The following is a 15,811-nucleotide window of genomic DNA, read 5'->3' as shown; positions in this document are numbered from 1 at the left end:
GACGAGGCCCAGGCCGATCGCGACCAGGACCACGATCGGCCAGGGCAGGGCGAAGTTGACCAGCAGGTCGACGAAGATCACGCCGATCAGCGCGAACATCGAGCCCACCGACAATTCGATGCCGCCGGTGATGATGACGAGGCCCTGGCCGATCGAGAAGATCCCGAACAATCCGATCAGGTTGGCCATGTTGACCAGGTTGACCGGCGAGAGGAACACCGGGTTCAGGGCGGTGGTGATGGCGCCGATCACCAGGACCAGGACGAGGAGGCCCAGATCTTTCTTGTGCATGGCGGGTTCCTGATCAGGCGGCCGGGCGGTGGCCGATGGCGAGTTCCATGATGGCGTGCTCGGAGAGCTGGCTGCGCTCGAGGAAGCCGGCGATCGAGCCCTCGTGCATGACGGCGACCCGGTCGCTCACCCCGATCACCTCCTCCATGTCGGAGGAGATCATCAGGATCGCGACCCCGGCCTCGGCCAGTTCGCGCATCAGCTGGTAGATCTCGGCCTTGGCGCCCACGTCGATGCCGCGAGTCGGCTCGTCGAAGATGATCACCTGCGGGCGCATCGACAGCCACTTGGCGAGCACGACCTTCTGCTGGTTGCCACCGGAAAGCGAGATGGCGGGCGTTTCGACCGACGGGGTCCGGATGCCGAGCCGGACCTTCTGGCGCTCGGCGGCGGCCAGTTCCTTGTCGCGGCGGATCAGCCAGGAAGGGGCGTAGTCCCACAGATCGGCCAGGGAGATGTTCTCGCGGATCGGGAACTCCAGGATCAGGCCGGAGCGCTTGCGGTCCTCGGGCGCCAGATAGATGCCCTTGGCGATAGCGTCCTGCGGGCTCGCCACGGTGATGGGCTGGCCGTCCAGCGCGATCGTGCCGGCAAGCGGCGGGTCAATGCCGAAGATCGCGCGGGCGAGCGAGGTCCGCCCGGAGCCGATCAGGCCAGCCAGGCCCAGGATCTCGCCGCGGCGCAGGGTCAGGTTCACCGCGAAGTCGGGAAAGGCGGTGGTGCGCAGGCCTTCCAGCGTCAGCCCGCTCTCCTTGGGCGCATGCCTGGGCGGGATATAGACCGACTTCAGGTCGCGGCCGATCATCAGGCGGATCATCGCCGGGTGCTCGATCTCGTCCTTGGCGAGCGTGCCGACCAGCTTGCCGTCGCGCAGGCAGACCACGCGGTCCGCGCACTGCTTCACCTCGTTCAGCCGGTGGCTGATATAGACGATCGCGACACCCTGCGCCTTCAGCTCTGCGATCACCGACAGGAGCCGGTCGGTCTCGGACAGGGTCAGGCTGGAGGTCGGCTCGTCCATGATGATCAGCCGGGCGTTCAGGGAGAGCGCCTTGGCGATCTCGACCATCTGCCGCTCGGCGATGGCCAGTTCGGCCACCGGCGTGTCCGGCCCGAAATCGACGCCCAGGCGCTGGAGCAGGGGTGCCACGCGGCGGCGGGTCTCGGCCTTGTCGACCAAGTTGAGGAAGCCGCCCGAGCGCGGCTCGCGGCCGATGAAGATGTTGGCGGCGACGTCCAGGTTCTCGAAGAGGTTGAGCTCTTGGTGGACGAAGGCGATTCCGGCCTGCATCGACTCAGGTACGGTGAAAGCGGGACGCTCGTTGCCGTCCACCCGGATGGTGCCCCTGGTCGGCTCGACGACGCCACCCAGGATCTTCATCAGCGTCGACTTGCCCGCACCGTTCTCGCCGATCAGGCCCACCACCTCGCCGGCACCGATGGCGAAGCTGACGCCGGAGAGTGCTGTCACCCCCGGATAGGTCTTGGTGATGTCCAGGAGTTCCAAGAAAGGTGCCGGCATGCTCGTCTCGACGATGGTCGCAGGTGCGGGGCTCGCACGTGCGGGACGGGCAGGACCTGCCCGTCCCCCGTGAGGTTCAGTTCGCCAGCAGCTCGCGCATCTGGCTCTGGAACTCCTCGACGTTGGAGGAGTCGATCACCTTGGTCGGCACGATGATCAGGCCGTTCTCCGGGATCCAGGACTTGTCGCCCTCGATGACCTTGGCCAGGCCCTTCATCGACTGGTAGCCGAACTCGTAGGGCTGCTGGACCACGGTCGCATCGACGATGCCGTCCGCGATGCCGCGCAGGGTCACCGGGTCCTCGTCGAAGCCGATCACCTTGACCTGGCCGATCTTGCCGGCCGCGCGGACCGCTTCGACGATCTGGGGCGTGTTGTAGGAGTACAGCCCGACCAGGCCGGAAATGTCCGGGTACTTGGTCAGCGTGTCCTCGACGTTGCGCTTGGCCCGGGCGAAGTCGACCTCGTCGGTGCGGATGTCGATGATCTCGACATTCGAGCCTTCCAGCGCCTGCTTGATGCCGTCGACGCGCTCAATCGCGTTGGCCGCACCCATGGTGCCGACGAACATCATGATCTTGCCGCCGTCGGGCAACGCCTTCTTGATCAGCTCGCCGGCCTGCACGCCGGCCTGACGGTTGTCGGTGCCGATATAGGCGATCCGCTTGGATTCCGGGGCGTCGCTGTCGGTGGTGAACAGCACGGCCTGCTCGGCGACGCGATTCAGGATGTCGGTCGAGTTGGCGGGGTCGATCGAGCTGATCGAGACGCCGGCGACACCCTTGGTCAGGAGATCGTCCAGGATCCGGCGCTGCTCGGCCGCGGTGGCCTCGGCGACCACGTAGAACTCGACATTGTAGTTGGGCAGCTCTTCCTGGGCCTTCTCGGTGCCGCGCCGGGCGATCGTCCAGAAGTCCGCCGAGGCGTTGGTCACTAAGGCGAGGGTCTTCTTCTCCTGCGCCGAGGCGGCCCCGGCACCGATCGACAGCATCAAGGCGGCCGCGCAGAGCGCGACGATCCCACGTCTCTTCATGAACTTCATCCTCCCTGACCGGCGCCGCTTCGGGCGAGCACGGATCAACCGAACGCAAAAGTAGGATTAATCCAGTTCCAGCGGCGCCGGCAAGCGTCGATCCAGCCGCTTCGGGGCCGCTCCGGCCGAGGGGGGCGGATGCGGTTCAGCCGATCAGCGGCGCCACGTTACGAGGCTGGTAGCTATACGGCTCGCCGTCAACGTCGTCATCATCGAGGATCCGCCGGACCTGCCGGCCAAAGCGCAGCCGCACGCTCGGATGGAGTTCCTCGCCGATGGTCGGCAGCGGCCGGCCGCTACGGTCGAGCGGCCGGTAGAGCCGCTCCAGCAGGCCCACCGGCACAGGCCGGCCGGCGACCTGGCGCAGCGTCGGGGTGAGCAGGTCCTTGCGCGACCAGCTCTGGCGGGACTCGTGCTGCGGTGCGAGCGGGTCGACCGGCAGTTCCAGCAGCCCGCCATCCAGGCCGAGCCCGGCCAGCGCCGCCTCCTCGGCCATCCAGCGCAGGGGGATGTCGGCCAGCCGGCGCAAACGGTAGCCGCCGCCGACATCAGCATGCGCGCCCGCGAACCAGACCTGGCGGATGTCGCAGCCGGCAGGTGCCTCGCCGGTCCAGAAGGTCGGCACGAACTCGTCGCGGTGCTCGTCGATCGCCAGTGCATGGCGGGCCACCCGGACCAGCGGCGAGGGCCTCGTGTCGTGGAACTGATAGTCCTCGGCCACCAGCGGTCCCAGCAGGTCGGAGGGGATGCCCAGCGCGCCCACCGTGTCCCACACGCCCAGAAAGGCGATCGGCACCCGGCTATGGCAGTGCCCCAGCACTTGGCCGCCGCCATGCCGGTAGCGCTCCCAGGCCTGCATGATCCGGTCCTGACAGTCGCGGCGCAGCAGGCCGCAGGCGCCGATGAAGCCTACCAGGCTGCGCGCGGTGAAGGCGCCGCGCGAGAAGCCGAACACGTAGACCTCGTCGCCCGCGACATAGTTCTGGGCGAGGAACAGATAGCCGGCACGGATACTGTCGTCGATGCCCTGGCCGGTGGCGCCCGCGATCAGCCGCTCCATGCCGACCGCGGTGGCACCCACGCCGCGCAGATAGAGGGCGAGCTGCACCGTCCCATCCCGACCCCGCGGCATCACCGCCTGCGCGATCCGGGCGACGTTGGTGGGGTAGCCTCCCCCGTCCGCCCGGTTCCAGGTGCCGTCGAAACACAAGACCAGCCGCTTCATTGCCTTTCCCCCGCGGTTGCGACGGCACGTAAAGCCGTGGTTCTATGGTATATTTTCCTAGGATTATGTTCAAGATGATCCCGCGACACACCCGCGTGCGACCGGGCCCTGCGCGCTTTCCGGCGGCGACCCGGCTGTGGCACAATTGGGCCATGGAGCTTCCCGACCTGCTCGTCCGCCTGCGCAAGCGCACCGTGGCACTCTTTCCGACCTGCTCGTCCGCCTGCGCAAGCGCACCGTGGCACTCGACGCCGCCCTGTTCGTGGCTCCGGCGCGGGACGGCCAAGCGCCGCCCGATCCGCAGGCGGCGGTGGCGGCGGTCGAGACCGAGCTGGAGGCGGAGTTCGGCCAGGGGATCTGGCAGGAGCTGGCGGACGCGGCCGCGGCGGCCCTGCCGGGCAAGCCGGTGCCGCGGCTGGTCCAGGTGATGCTGGCGCGGCGGGCGCTGGCGCAGGGCGATGCCAAGGCGGCCCTGCGCTTCGCGGTGGCGGCGCTGGCGCGCGAGCAGCGCGATCTGGTCGCGCAGGATGTCTATCTGCGGGCCCGGGCGGCGGCCGGCGAAGGGCCGGGGCCGGTCGACCCGCGCGGGCGGTTCTGCGCCAAGCCGTGGCGCGAGCTGGAGCTGCGGCCGGATTTGAGCGCCCATGCCTGCTGCCCGTCCTGGCTGGCGGTGCCGATCGGCCAGGCGGACGGGTCGGGAGGCTCGGGCTTTTGGAACTCGCCCGCGGCCAAGGCGATCCGCCGCTCGGTGCTGGACGGCAGCTTCACCTGGTGCTCCCGGCTGCACTGCCCGCACCTCAGCGCGGAGCGGCTGCCCGAGCGCGCCGCGGTGAGCGACCGGGAGCTGGTGGCGATCATTCAGGACGAGGTCATCGAGGTCGAGGACGGGCCGCGCCGGGTCCTGCTGAACTACGACCGGTCCTGCAACCTCGCCTGCCCGTCCTGCCGGCGCGAGCGGATCGTGGCCGACCAGGCGGAGCGCCTGCGGCTGGACGAGGTGGCGGACCAGGTGGTGCTGCCGCTCCTGCGTGATGCCCGCACCGTGAAGGCGACCGGCTCGGGCGACCCCTTTGCCAGCGCCCATTTTCGCCGGCTGCTCAGGCAGCTCGACCGGCAGAGCTATCCCCGGCTGCGCCTGCAGCTGCAGACCAACGGCCTGCTGTGCGACGAGCGGGCCTGGGACGAACTGGACCTGGAGGGGCGGGTCGACGCGCTGTGGGTGTCGATCGATGCGGCCGAGGCCGACACCTATGCGGTGATCCGGCGCCATGGCGACTGGCAGCGCCTGCGCGCCAATCTCGACTTCATGGCGCGGCTGCGCGCGCGGGGCGGGGTGCGGGAGTGGCGCCTGGACTTCGTCGTGCAGACGCTGAACTATCTCGAGATGCCGGCAGCGGCGGAGCTGGCGCGCTCACTGGGTACGGACGGGATCCACTTCCACATGATCCGCAACTGGGGCACGTTCACGCCGGACGAGTTCCGGCGGCACTTCATCGCCGCACCGGATCATCCCGAGCATCGGCGCTTCATCGCGACCCTGCACGACCCACTGCTCGACTGGGACAGGATCGACTGGTCGGACCTGACCCCGCTGCGCAATCAGGCTCTGGCCGCGGCAAGCCGGGCCGCCTGAGCGCAGGGTATCAGGGAATGTCCGGAAGACCGGGCGGTGCCGCTCAGGCGCCGGCCAGGCCCATCCGGGCATCCGCGCCGTCCATGGCGGCCCGCAGCTCCGGATGGCGGGCGATATGGAGTTCGGTGCGGCGGCGCGCCTCTTCCTGGGCGAGCGGCTCGATGTCGGCGCTGCTGATGCGCAGGTCGCCGGCCAGCTCGTGCGGGGTATAGGCATTCAGCTCGGCGCGGGCCTGCTTCAGCGCAGCGCGGTGGAAACGGGCGATCTCGAACCGGCGCCAGGTCTCGGTGGAGCGCAGGGGGGCGGTGAGCTTCGCGAACATCGATGTCATCCAGTCATGCGGAAGAGAAGGACAGGTGCGGGCGCAACGACCCGCCCGGTCGGCGGCGGTCCGCTCAGTCGGCGGGGACGAGGTGCGGGTGCTTCGGCGTGCCGAGCAAGGAGGCCAGCGGCGAGGGCGCGGTAGCGATCTGCTGTTCGGCCTGGCGTGCGAGCAGCGCCTCCTGGGCCATGACGCGGATCTGGGCGAGCGACACCCGTCCATTGCTCTGGGCAGCCGCCATCGCCGCGATGTCGCCGATCAGGTCGCGCTCCATGCCGAGGTCCGCCAGGCTGCGATCGCTCAGGCGGCTCAGGGAACGACGGGTCTCGTAAGCCCGGTACTGACGAAGCGCACTGTCGATGAGCTGTTGCACGGTACCCATTTTCTTCCACTCCACTCGAAGTCCAGCCGGTCGGAACTTGTCAGGCGGCTGGTCGGTTGTTCCCCGACCTTCTCGATCAAACTGATCTTTTGGCCGGACCCAACGATTGGAAGATAAGCCTCGGTCCGGGCATCCACCACCCGACATGCTGCATCGCAGCGCTGCAGAATCAGATCGCTGCAATTTTCTGACACAGTTTGGTGGCGTTCTTGTCACACATGGATATAGCGTGCCGAAATTCCCGGCATGTCGGCCATGTTTTTGTGCAACAGTGCTATACTGCAGCGCACCTAAGCGCTGCCGATTGCGGCAGCAGCCTCGTCCGGCTAACCAAGGCGACCGACACTTGCGGAAATCGGGCAGCAGAGTTGTTGCAGGCTCATGGACTGATCAGGTCGTTCGGCGGCGTGCGGGCCGTGGACGACGTCTCCTTCACTCTCGGCCGGGGCACCATCACCGGCCTGATCGGCCCTAACGGCGCGGGCAAGACCACGCTGTTCAACCTGATCGCCGGGAGCCTGCCACCCAGCGGCGGTGAGCTGCATTTCGAGAACCGGCGGATCGACCGCTGCCGCCAGGACCAGCGCACCCGGCTGGGCATCGCCCGCACCTTCCAGATCCCCCGCCCCTTCCCGGCCCTGAGCGTGCTCGACAACCTGCTGGTTGCGGCGAAGCACCAGACGGGCGAGCGGTTCTGGCGGGCCTGGACGAGTGCCCGCACCCTGGCGCGCGAGGAGGCGGCGATCACGGAGCGGGCTTGGCACTGGCTGCGCTTCATGGGGCTGGAGCGCCATGCTGAAGCACCGGCCCGCACCCTGTCCGGCGGGCAGCGCAAGCTTCTGGAGCTGGCCAGGGCGATGATGCAGGAGCCGCGGCTGGTTCTCCTGGACGAGCCGGGGGCCGGCGTGGCACCGCCGCTCATGGCCCAGATCGTGGACCGGATCCGGGCCCTGCACGCCGAAGGGGTGACGTTCCTGATCATCGAGCACGACATGGACCTGGTGATGTCGCTGTGCCGCCCGGTGCTGGTGATGGCCGGGGGGCGGCTCCTGATGAGCGGCAGCCCAGACGAGGTCCGGGCCGACCCGCGGGTGGTCGAGGCTTATCTGGGCGGGGCCGCCCATTGAGCCTGCTCCAGGTCGACCGGCTGGTGGCCGGCTACGAGCCCGGCCTGCCGATCGTGCGGGGCGCCTCGATCCGGGTGGCGCCTGGCGAGATCGTGGCGGTGCTGGGTCCGAACGGTGCCGGCAAGTCCACCCTGATCAAGGCGATCGCCGGTTTGGTCCTGGTGGAATCGGGCGAAGTCCGCTTCGGGGGCCAGGACCTCCGCCAGCTGCCCGCGCATCGTCTGGTCCGCGCCGGGCTGGCCTTCGTCCCGCAGACCGAGAACGTGTTCGCCAACCTGACGATCCAGGAGAACCTAGAGCTGGCCGGCTTCTTCCTCGGCCGGCGGCGGTGCCAGGAGCGGGTGCGGGCGATGTTCGAGCTGTTCCCGGACTTGGCCCGGCAGCGCGCGCTGCCGGCCGGGCGCCTGTCCGGCGGGCAGCGCCAGATGCTGGCCGTGGCCCGCGCACTACTGGTGGAGCCCGGCATGATCATGCTGGACGAGCCATCGGCCGGGCTGTCGCCCCGGCTGGTGGCGGAAGTGTTCGCCAAGCTCGCCGAGGTGCGGGCGGAGGGTACCACGATCTTGATGGTGGAGCAGAACGTGAAGGCCGCCCTGGCCCTGGCCGACCGTGCCTATGTGCTGGCGGAAGGCCGCGAGCACCTGTCCGGCAGCGCCGCCGAGCTCGCCAGCCATGGCGACCTCGCCAGCCTGTTTCTGGGCGGGGCCAATCGATGATCCTCCAGCAGCTCGCCGACGGCTTGGTCCTGGGCTCGATCATCGCTCTGGGCGCCATCGGCCTGACCCTCACCTATGCGATCCTGCGCTTCGCCAATTTCGCCCATGGCGAGTTCGTGACCTTCGGCGCCTATCTGGCGCTGCTGGCGCTCGGCCAGTTCCAGGTGCTGTCGACCACGACCTTCGGCCCGCTCTCGTTCGGCTGGCCGCTCCTGGCCTCGCTCGCCGCGGCGATCCTGGCGACCGCCGGCCTGGCGCTGCTGCTGGACCGGCTCCTGTTCGCCAGGCTCGGCCGGGCAGGTGTTGCGATCGCCGTGGTGATGGGCTCGTTCGGCGCAGCGCTGGCCCTGCGCAACCTCCTGTTCTTCGCGTTCGGCGGCGAGCCCCAGTACTACAGCCGCGCCATCCAGATCGCCCTGCCGCTGCTGCCCCGCTCCGTGCTGGGCGGGGTGCGAGCGACGCCGGACCAGCTGGCCGTCCTGGGCGTGACGGCCCTGCTCGTGATCGCCATGCACCTGTTCCTGTCCCGCGCCACGCTCGGCCGGGCGATGCGCGCCGTGGCGCACAACCCGCAGCTTGCCACCGTCACCGGCATCGACGTGGCGGCCGTGGTCCGCTGGACCTGGATCATCGGGGCGGGCCTCGCTGCAGTCGCTGGGGTGTTCGCCGGGCTCACTGTGCAGATCCGGCCGACCATGGGGCTGGACCTGCTCCTACCCCTGTTCGCCGCAGTGATCCTGGGCGGGATCGGGTCGCCGTTCGGGGCGGTGCTGGGCGGGCTGATCGTGGGTATCGCCGAGAGCCTAGCAGTGCCGCTGGTCGGCGCGGAATATCGCGCTGCGGTGGCCTTCCTCCTCCTGATCCTGATCCTCCTGGTCCGCCCCACCGGCCTGTTCGGGGAGCGCGGCTGATGGTGGAGCTGCTGGCCGGTCCCCTCGCCTACCTGGTCTTCTTCCTGGTGATCGCGCTCTACTACGCGCTGATCACCCTCGGCCTGAACCTCCAGTGGGGGTTCACCGGCCTGTTCAATGTCGGCGTGGCCGGGTTCGTGCTGGTCGGCGCCTATTCAAGCGCCATCCTCACCACGCCCGACGATCCTGGCCGGATCGGCGGGTTCGGCCTGCCAGTGCCGCTCGGCATGGCCGGTGCGATGCTCTCGGCCGGGCTGTTCGCGCTGCTGGTGGGCATCCCCGCACTCCGGCTGCGCCACGACTATCTGGCGATCACCACCTTCGGCATCGCCGTGACCCTGCAGCTCGTGGCGCTCAACCTCCAGGTGCTGACCGGCGGGCCGTTCGGGATGAACTTCGTGCCGCGGCCCCTGTACGATGAGCTGGGCGGCCAGGGCGGCTGGAACCTGGCCTATCTCCTGTTCGTCGCGGCACTGGTGCTGCTGGTCTGGCGGGGCTTGGCCCGGCTCACCGCCAGCCCGTGGGGCCGGGTGCTGCGCGCGATCCGGGAGGACGAGGCCGCCGCCGCCGCCATCGGCAAGCATGTCTTCCGCTTCCGCCTGGAGGCGTTTGTCCTGGGTGCGATGGTGATGGGGCTGGCGGGAGCGGTCTATGCCCACTTCATCGGCTTCATCGCGCCCGAGGACTTCCTGCCGATCCTGACCTTCCAGGTCTGGGCGATGCTGATCGTGGGCGGTGCCGGCGACCATCGGGGTGCGATTGCCGGTGCCGTCCTGGTCTGGGCGATCTGGACCGGCTCGGGCATGCTGCTCGACCTCTTCGTGCCGCCCGAGGGCAAGGCCCAGGCGGCCGCCCTCCAGGTGGCAGGGATCGGCGTGGCCTTGTGCCTGGTCCTCCTGTTCCGGCCGACGGGCCTGCTCGGGCGGCGGGGCTAGAGGGTTACCGCCGGCCGTGGCGTACGCCGGACCGTGGCGGGGGCGGGCACCGGTTCCGCCAGGAGCGCGCCATAGGCCTCCAGATGCAGGTCCATCGCCCGCTCGAGCGCGAACTCCGCCGCGACGTGCCGGCGCGCCGCGGCACCCCGCTCACGCCAGCGGTCGTTCTCCAGCAGCCAAGCCAGGCCCGCAGCGAAGTCGTCCCGCGCGGCATGGTAGCCGAACCGCGAGGCGAAGCCGTCGGGGTCGACGAAGCTCATGATTGCACAGCCATGCGCGGCCGCTTCGATGAACGAGTTGGGCATCGCCTCCCTGGTCGCGGTGTTGACCATAATCCAGCTCCCGGCCAGCGCTTCGCCGTGCGTGGTGCTGGCGAACTGGTCCACCATGCCCAGGAACTCGACATTTGGCCCCTCATAGGTCGCCCGCAGCCAGCGCTCATACGCCTTATCGCGCGACTTGCCGAACACCCGGAACCGGACGTGCGGGAACTGCCGGGCCAGATCGAGGAACAGATGCGGCCGCTTGCGCCGGTCCAGCCGCGCCAGATAGCAAACGGTGGGTGTCGCGGCCTTGGCGGGTTCCGACGGGATCGGCACCGGGGTCGGCAGGAAGCGCGGCTTGGGACAGGGCCCGTACATTCGCTCCACCTTCGGCACCAGCCAATGGGCGATGGTATAGAGCGCGTCCGCACGTCGGACGGCCCTCCACAGCAGCGGGCTGCTCTCGAACAGATAGTTGCCGACCACCTGCAGGCGGTTGAGCGAGGGCCGGGCGAACTCCATCACCCAATCCTGCCAGTCGCGCGGGTCGCGGAAGGTGATCATGTGCCGCCGGGACGGCATCGCGCGCTGTGCCAGCCAGGTGCCGAGCGACACTTCGCAGGAGTGGTAGATGTCGGCATCCGCTTGGCGGAACAGCCGCAGCATCTCAAAGGGGCGCGCCATGGGAAAGCTCAGCACGGTGATGCCGTCCAGTTGCTCGACCGGCTGCTGGCCGGGCCGCTGCGGCACCACTGCGAACACTTCCACGCCGCGCTTGACCAGTTCGCCGCCGATCATTCGGGTCGCGCGCCCGAAGCCGCCAAATTTCCCCCAGGCGAAGATCTCCGTGGAGATGAGGCAGACTCTCATGGGTTCATCCCTCTCCGCGGGGTGTGGGGGTGAGCCGGGCGTGCAGTTCGACGAGGCCGCCCGCCAGCGCCTCCAGGAGCACGCGCAGACTGAGCAGGAGGCCGAGTGCCACGGATTCCGGGCCAGGCTGGCCGGCCGCGACCAGGGCCGCCGCCATCGTCGCCTCGCGCAGCCCGACCCCGGCCCAGGTGATGGGCAGGAGCAGGGCCAGTGCCAGGATCGCGCGTGCCCAGCCGAGCGTGGCGATGCCGACCTCCATGCCGAGGGCTCCGGCCACCAGTGCTACCGAGAGCAGGCCCAGTGCATGGCTGCCGAGAATGTTCAGGAGCAGGATGCCCCAGGCCCGGCCGGTCAGGCTGCCGTAGCGGCCGGTGACCTTCAGCAGCTCGATCAGGCGGCGGCGCAGCCCCGGCAGCCGCCGCTCCGGCCACCACGCCGAAAGCTGCACCTCCGCCCAGGCAGCCGCCTTCGGGTGGAAGGCCAGGTAGCGCAGCATGGCGACAGCCACGGCCAGCGCCGCGAACATGCCGGGCAGGCCCGGCCATCCAGGTGCGCCCGGGTCGAGGAACCAGAACAGGAGGCCCAGCAGGAGGGCCATCTCGATCTCGAGCAGGCGCGAGAACACGACGAGCGCCAGGGTCGCCTGCGGATCGCCCCCGAGCCGCGCCAGCCGGTACCAGCGCAGCACGCCGGCCGCGACCACGCCCGGAAGGAACAGGCCGTAGAAGCTGGTCGCGAGCTGCAGGCCGAGCAGCGGACCGAAGCCCACCTGCATGCCCTGCAGCCGGGCGAGGCAGCTGGTCTGCCAGGTGCGCAGCAGGACCATGGGTACGGTCAGGGCGAAGGCGAGCAGGACGGGCCACAGGACGACCTGACGGAGCACGGCGGTGAATTGGTCCAGAGGCTGCCAGGCCAGCACCAGGCCTAGGAGCGAGAGGCTGAACAGGATGCCCATCCCGTTCTTCCAGCGCCCGCACATCCCTGCCCTCCATCTGTGATCCTCCGCCAGCTCTAGCCTGCCGCCGTCAGCACCCGCGCCGGCTCATGCCGCCCTGGCAACGGGGCCAGCCAATGGGAGAGGTCGCGGCCGATCAGGTCCTGTAGCCGCTCCAGCTCGTCGTGCATGTCGGCACGCAGCTCTGCGGCGAGATCCGGCGGCAGGACTTCCGGCGCATTCCCGGCCTGGCGGAGCATGAGCCGGCGGGCCCAGGGCCGGATGGTGGCGGCGAGACCGCGCGGCACCAGGCTCTGCAGCCTGGGCGACATCAGGTAGGGGCGGATCGTCAGGTCGTAGAGCAGGCCGAACCTGGGGGTCTCGACGACGTCCGAACGGTTGTGCGCCTCGTCGGTGTCGACCGGCACGTCCGGATCGACGCCGAGGAAGGTGAAGATGTTGCGCAGCGCGGCCCGGGGATCGGCCCGCAGGTCGTCATGGAGCAGGACGTGGATCTGCCGGCGGTCGAACTGCGCGAAATAGGGCCGGAGCTGCCGGTGGTAGCGGCCCCGGTCGAGATAGAGCCAGGTGGGTGCCCAGCCGGCCCGCTGGCGCTCCGGCTCCGCTGCGATAGCAGCGGCGAAGCTCGTCAGGGGCTCGACGCGGTCGCGCCGCATCTGCCGGTACTTGGAGAAGGCGCGATCCACCGGCTCGCGCAGGATCGCGATGATCCGTGCATCGGGAACCGCCGCGCGGATGCGCTCCGCGCAGCCTGGGAAGTAGAGATAGGCCGCGGAGCTCTCACCACGCAGCGGCCGATCGCCACTCTGGATGAACAGCCGCTCGTAGCTGGTGCGGTCCAACACGGAAAGCCCATACGTCTCGCGACGCAGCCGATCCCGGATGAAGGTGGAACCACCCGATGGCTCAGGGCCTGCGAAAGCTGGAAGCCCTTGAGGAAAAGCGAAATAATTGGGCTCCTTCACAGGTGACATTAAGATGGCTGGATGCTGTCCGAGATACTGATGCAGCGCAGTTGTTCCCGCCTTCGCTGCACCGATAATGAACAGGTTGGCCATCATCACACGTACCCGATTTCTATGTTGCCTGCCCTGGAAGCGTGTTGATTAGCCTTGTTCTAAAACTCACTGAACGCGGTGTCCATGTTTCCACCGCCGGAACAGGTCAGTGCGCCGCCGGCCAGATGTCGCAGGTCAGACGGCCACTTCCGTCACGTCAGTGCAACCGGCAGGGCATTGCCGAACTTCACCAGCTCGATCTCGCTCAGATAGCTGATACCGAACCACGTGCCATTGGATGGCAGGTGCCGTACCTCGGTCGTTCCGCCGCCCAGGTCGGTGAAGCGGTACTGTGCGGCCATGCCATTGAAGATGGCGATGTCACGCCCCGGCCCGCCGACTAGCAGGTCATTGCCGAAGCCGCCAATCAGCTCGTCATTGCCGGGCCCACCATCCAGCCGGTCGTCGCCGAAGCCGCCGCGCAGCACGTCGTCCCCCTCCGTGCCGCTCAGCATGTCGTTGCCGGCACCGCCCACGATGACGTCGTTGCCGCCACCGCCGTCCAGCCGGTCCGCGCCGCTGGCGCCGTCGATCAGGTCGTCGCCGTTGCCGCCATAGATCAGGTCGTCGCCGACCCCACCGACCAGATGGAGGTCGCTGCCCTCCCCGCCGAAGATCGTGTCGTCGCCCACGGCGCCGAACGTGATGTCCGCGCCGTCGCCGCCATGGAGCTTGTCGTTGCCAGCGCCGCTGCGCTGGATGTCGTTGCCCGCACCGCCATGGAGCCCGTCACTGCCCTCGCCGCCATCCAGCTTGTCATCGTGGTTGCCGCCATGGAGTTCGTCGTCGCCGGTGCCACCCACCAGCCAGTCGTCGCCGTTGCCGCCGTCCAGATAGTCGTCGCCGCCCTTGCCGAAGATCACGTCGTTGCCGCCGAGTGAGAAGCGGGCGTCCGGGCCGTCGGTCAGGATCAGGAGGTCGTCGCCATCGGTGGACGCCGCAGCGGCGGCCGGCACCACCACGAAGTCCTGACCATCCCAGCGGCCGGCTTGGCTGTCCGCCGCAAAGCGCAGCTCCTCGATCGTGCCCAGGCCGAACTGGTCGACGAGGCGCAGGTCGAGCGGCGCGGCCGGATCGCCTGAGCCGATCGCTAGGTCCGCGCCGCTGCGGCTGAACCGGAGGTCACCGAACCGCAGGCCCGGGCCGAACTCGATGACATCGGCGCCGCCGGCGCTGTCGGCGATCGTGTCCCGGCCCGCGCCGGGGGCGACCAGATAGACATCGTTGCCGGCCCCACCTTCCAGCCGGTCGTCGCCGCTATTGCCGGCCAGTCGGTTGGGCCCAACACTGCCGGTGATCACGTCGTCGCCGCTGCCGCCAAAGGCGTTCTCGATCGTGGCGTCGCCGAACAGGAACAGCGTGGTGGGAAGCTCGCCCCGGTCCCAGCGATAGGTCGGCCCCACCTGCTGCCAGCCTCCGGCCAGGTCCAGCCGGACCGGGTCCGATCGGTTGGACCAGTCGAGCGTGTCGCTGCCGCCGTCGTCGACGATCGTTGCGAACACCGCCTCGTCCTCATCCCAGCGGTACACGGTGTCACCCAACCGGGTGGCCGGCTCGCCGCCATAGACGGAGCGCAGCCAGGCCACGTCCAGCGCCATGGGCGCGCTCGGGTAGATGCTGGCGGAGGCGCCGCTGCCGACGCTGTCGCCTGGGCCGTCCCGATAGGACATCACCGTGGCGCCGCGCCAATCCTGCTCTCGTGGCAGGAGAGTGCCGCTGCCCAGCGCCTCGTGAGGATGCTTGGCACCCAGAGCGTGGCCGATCTCGTGGACGAGCACGCTGAACTCGTAGGTTCCGTCTGCATAATTCGCCCGCTCCGCGGCGAGGTCGCGGTCCGGCAGGTGGTCGGCGCGGCCCAGCCAGACGTCGCCGGCCGCGGCACTGTCGCCGGGACCGTAGGCGCCGGCGGTCGTGACCGCCGAGGTTACGGCGAAGCGGATGTCGCCCGACGCACCGTCCGCCTCCTCGACCTCGACGAAGCGGATCCCACCCACCTCCTCCCAGGTGCCGAGCGCCCGGCGCACCGCCTCCCGCTGCCCGGCCGACAGGGCCGCATAGCCTTCGCGCGGCTCGGCATAGCCATCGGCCCAGGCCGCGTCGGCGGTGGGGAAGCTGTAGGTGATCGTCGCGGGCTCGCCCGGCGCCACACTCCATCGGGCAGGCCCGCTCAAGGCGTCGACCAAGCTGTCACCGGTCGCCGGGATCCGGGTCGTGGGGGTCCGGGATGCGAGATCATCGCCCAAAGCGTCGGCGCTGGTGGTTGATGCCGGGGAGGAACGAAGCATGGGAGGCGCTCCGGAACTGGCGCGGGCCGGGGCGGCCGGGTCGTTGACAGGAGGGGGCGCGCCGATAGCGGGTGAAGATGGCCGGGCGTACCGCACTCGTCGGCCGTTCTACCACATCCCGGCAGCGCCGGACCGGGCGGTTGCCTCTGCCAATACCCGGGTGTGGTAGCGGCGCATCCAGGCAGCCGCCAGCCCCCCGGCAGCTTCTGGCTCTGCCGGGGCGTCCACCGGACCTCCGTTAGGAGCGGCCCAGCGCGTGGAGAATGGCGCGGTATGGGCCGAG

The 15,811-nt window shown here is 69.3% G+C and carries 14 protein-coding genes and 1 pseudogene; 5 read left to right on the top strand and 10 right to left on the bottom strand.

The annotated features are described in order from the left end of the window. From EQG76_RS15585 to EQG76_RS15570, 4 genes and pseudogenes are all read right to left on the bottom strand, one after another. Positions 1 to 291: pseudogene (locus tag EQG76_RS15585) on the bottom strand (ABC transporter permease); the annotation flags it as partial. A gap of 13 nt (positions 292 to 304) precedes the next feature. After that, on the bottom strand, positions 305 to 1,813 hold the full coding sequence (locus EQG76_RS15580; protein WP_159715081.1) for a sugar ABC transporter ATP-binding protein: 1,509 nt from the start codon (positions 1,811 to 1,813) through the stop codon (positions 305 to 307). A gap of 76 nt (positions 1,814 to 1,889) precedes the next feature. Continuing rightward, positions 1,890 to 2,855 carry a sugar-binding protein gene (locus tag EQG76_RS15575; protein ID WP_159715079.1) on the bottom strand — a complete coding sequence of 322 codons (966 nt, stop codon included), beginning with the start codon at positions 2,853 to 2,855 and terminating at the stop codon, positions 1,890 to 1,892. Between the two features lie 136 nt (positions 2,856 to 2,991). Next, the gene (locus EQG76_RS15570; protein WP_159715077.1) at positions 2,992 to 4,071 is read right to left on the bottom strand and encodes a DUF2235 domain-containing protein; all 1,080 of its coding nucleotides are present in this window, start codon (positions 4,069 to 4,071) and stop codon (positions 2,992 to 2,994) included. Positions 4,072 to 4,309: 238 nt separating this feature from the next. On the opposite strand from EQG76_RS15570, the gene EQG76_RS15565 reads away from it, so the two are divergent. Continuing rightward, positions 4,310 to 5,704, top strand: a complete 1,395-nt coding sequence (locus EQG76_RS15565; protein ID WP_159715075.1) for a radical SAM protein — start codon at positions 4,310 to 4,312, stop codon at positions 5,702 to 5,704. A 43-nt stretch (positions 5,705 to 5,747) separates the two neighbouring features. Here EQG76_RS15565 and EQG76_RS15560 read toward each other — a convergent pair whose 3' ends face one another. Then, positions 5,748 to 6,026 (bottom strand): hypothetical protein, encoded by a 279-nt coding sequence (locus EQG76_RS15560; protein ID WP_159715073.1) that lies wholly within the window; start codon positions 6,024 to 6,026, stop codon positions 5,748 to 5,750. Positions 6,027 to 6,099: 73 nt separating this feature from the next. Continuing rightward, positions 6,100 to 6,399, bottom strand: coding sequence for a DUF1127 domain-containing protein (locus EQG76_RS15555; RefSeq protein ID WP_159715071.1), 300 nt, complete (start codon positions 6,397 to 6,399; stop codon positions 6,100 to 6,102). A 380-nt stretch (positions 6,400 to 6,779) separates the two neighbouring features. On the opposite strand from EQG76_RS15555, the gene EQG76_RS15550 reads away from it, so the two are divergent. Genes EQG76_RS15550 through EQG76_RS15535 form a run of 4 tightly spaced genes read left to right on the top strand, consistent with a single transcriptional unit; the run spans position 6,780 to position 10,097 of the window. Continuing rightward, positions 6,780 to 7,535 (top strand): ABC transporter ATP-binding protein, encoded by a 756-nt coding sequence (locus EQG76_RS15550; RefSeq protein ID WP_235031390.1) that lies wholly within the window; start codon positions 6,780 to 6,782, stop codon positions 7,533 to 7,535. After that, the gene (locus EQG76_RS15545) at positions 7,532 to 8,251 is read left to right on the top strand and encodes an ABC transporter ATP-binding protein (RefSeq protein ID WP_159715067.1); all 720 of its coding nucleotides are present in this window, start codon (positions 7,532 to 7,534) and stop codon (positions 8,249 to 8,251) included. The genes EQG76_RS15550 and EQG76_RS15545 overlap by 4 nt, the downstream gene beginning before the upstream one ends. Further along, positions 8,248 to 9,162, top strand: coding sequence for a branched-chain amino acid ABC transporter permease (locus EQG76_RS15540; protein ID WP_159715065.1), 915 nt, complete (start codon positions 8,248 to 8,250; stop codon positions 9,160 to 9,162). The genes EQG76_RS15545 and EQG76_RS15540 overlap by 4 nt, the downstream gene beginning before the upstream one ends. Next, a complete protein-coding gene (locus EQG76_RS15535; RefSeq protein ID WP_159715063.1) occupies positions 9,162 to 10,097 on the top strand; it encodes a branched-chain amino acid ABC transporter permease in 936 nt (311 codons plus the stop codon). The genes EQG76_RS15540 and EQG76_RS15535 overlap by 1 nt, the downstream gene beginning before the upstream one ends. On the opposite strand, the gene EQG76_RS15530 is transcribed toward EQG76_RS15535, so the two are convergent. From EQG76_RS15530 to EQG76_RS15515, 4 genes are all read right to left on the bottom strand, one after another. Next, on the bottom strand, positions 10,094 to 11,230 hold the full coding sequence (locus EQG76_RS15530; RefSeq protein WP_159715061.1) for a glycosyltransferase family 4 protein: 1,137 nt from the start codon (positions 11,228 to 11,230) through the stop codon (positions 10,094 to 10,096). The genes EQG76_RS15535 and EQG76_RS15530 overlap by 4 nt on opposite strands. Positions 11,231 to 11,234: 4 nt before the next feature. Beyond that, positions 11,235 to 12,209 carry a lysylphosphatidylglycerol synthase transmembrane domain-containing protein gene (locus EQG76_RS15525; protein ID WP_159715059.1) on the bottom strand — a complete coding sequence of 325 codons (975 nt, stop codon included), beginning with the start codon at positions 12,207 to 12,209 and terminating at the stop codon, positions 11,235 to 11,237. Between the two features lie 32 nt (positions 12,210 to 12,241). Then, positions 12,242 to 13,243 carry a sulfotransferase family protein gene (locus tag EQG76_RS15520; protein ID WP_235031391.1) on the bottom strand — a complete coding sequence of 334 codons (1,002 nt, stop codon included), beginning with the start codon at positions 13,241 to 13,243 and terminating at the stop codon, positions 12,242 to 12,244. Positions 13,244 to 13,395: 152 nt separating this feature from the next. Further along, positions 13,396 to 15,528 (bottom strand): M10 family metallopeptidase, encoded by a 2,133-nt coding sequence (locus EQG76_RS15515; RefSeq protein ID WP_159715057.1) that lies wholly within the window; start codon positions 15,526 to 15,528, stop codon positions 13,396 to 13,398. Positions 15,529 to 15,811 lie beyond the last annotated feature (283 nt).

It is taken from the genome of Geminicoccus flavidas (assembly GCF_009806515.1).
GTDB lineage: Bacteria > Pseudomonadota > Alphaproteobacteria > Geminicoccales > Geminicoccaceae > Geminicoccus > Geminicoccus flavidus.
Note: the sequence above shows the minus strand (reverse complement) of the source record. Positions and strands in the feature narration are given on the sequence as shown.

What these genes read in the sequence shown, in the direction of transcription:
- EQG76_RS15535 (WP_159715063.1), top strand. Translation starts at nt 9,162, where the DNA reads ATGGTGGAGCTGCTGGCCGGTCCCCTCGCCTACCTGGTCTTCTTCCTG.
- EQG76_RS15575 (WP_159715079.1), bottom strand. Translation starts at nt 2,855, where the DNA reads ATGAAGTTCATGAAGAGACGTGGGATCGTCGCGCTCTGCGCGGCCGCC.
- EQG76_RS15570 (WP_159715077.1), bottom strand. Translation starts at nt 4,071, where the DNA reads ATGAAGCGGCTGGTCTTGTGTTTCGACGGCACCTGGAACCGGGCGGAC.
- EQG76_RS15580 (WP_159715081.1), bottom strand. Translation starts at nt 1,813, where the DNA reads ATGCCGGCACCTTTCTTGGAACTCCTGGACATCACCAAGACCTATCCG.
- EQG76_RS15525 (WP_159715059.1), bottom strand. Translation starts at nt 12,209, where the DNA reads ATGTGCGGGCGCTGGAAGAACGGGATGGGCATCCTGTTCAGCCTCTCG.
- EQG76_RS15520 (WP_235031391.1), bottom strand. Translation starts at nt 13,243, where the DNA reads ATGGCCAACCTGTTCATTATCGGTGCAGCGAAGGCGGGAACAACTGCG.
- EQG76_RS15515 (WP_159715057.1), bottom strand. Translation starts at nt 15,528, where the DNA reads ATGCTTCGTTCCTCCCCGGCATCAACCACCAGCGCCGACGCTTTGGGC.
- EQG76_RS15530 (WP_159715061.1), bottom strand. Translation starts at nt 11,230, where the DNA reads ATGAGAGTCTGCCTCATCTCCACGGAGATCTTCGCCTGGGGGAAATTT.
- EQG76_RS15540 (WP_159715065.1), top strand. Translation starts at nt 8,248, where the DNA reads ATGATCCTCCAGCAGCTCGCCGACGGCTTGGTCCTGGGCTCGATCATC.
- EQG76_RS15560 (WP_159715073.1), bottom strand. Translation starts at nt 6,026, where the DNA reads ATGTTCGCGAAGCTCACCGCCCCCCTGCGCTCCACCGAGACCTGGCGC.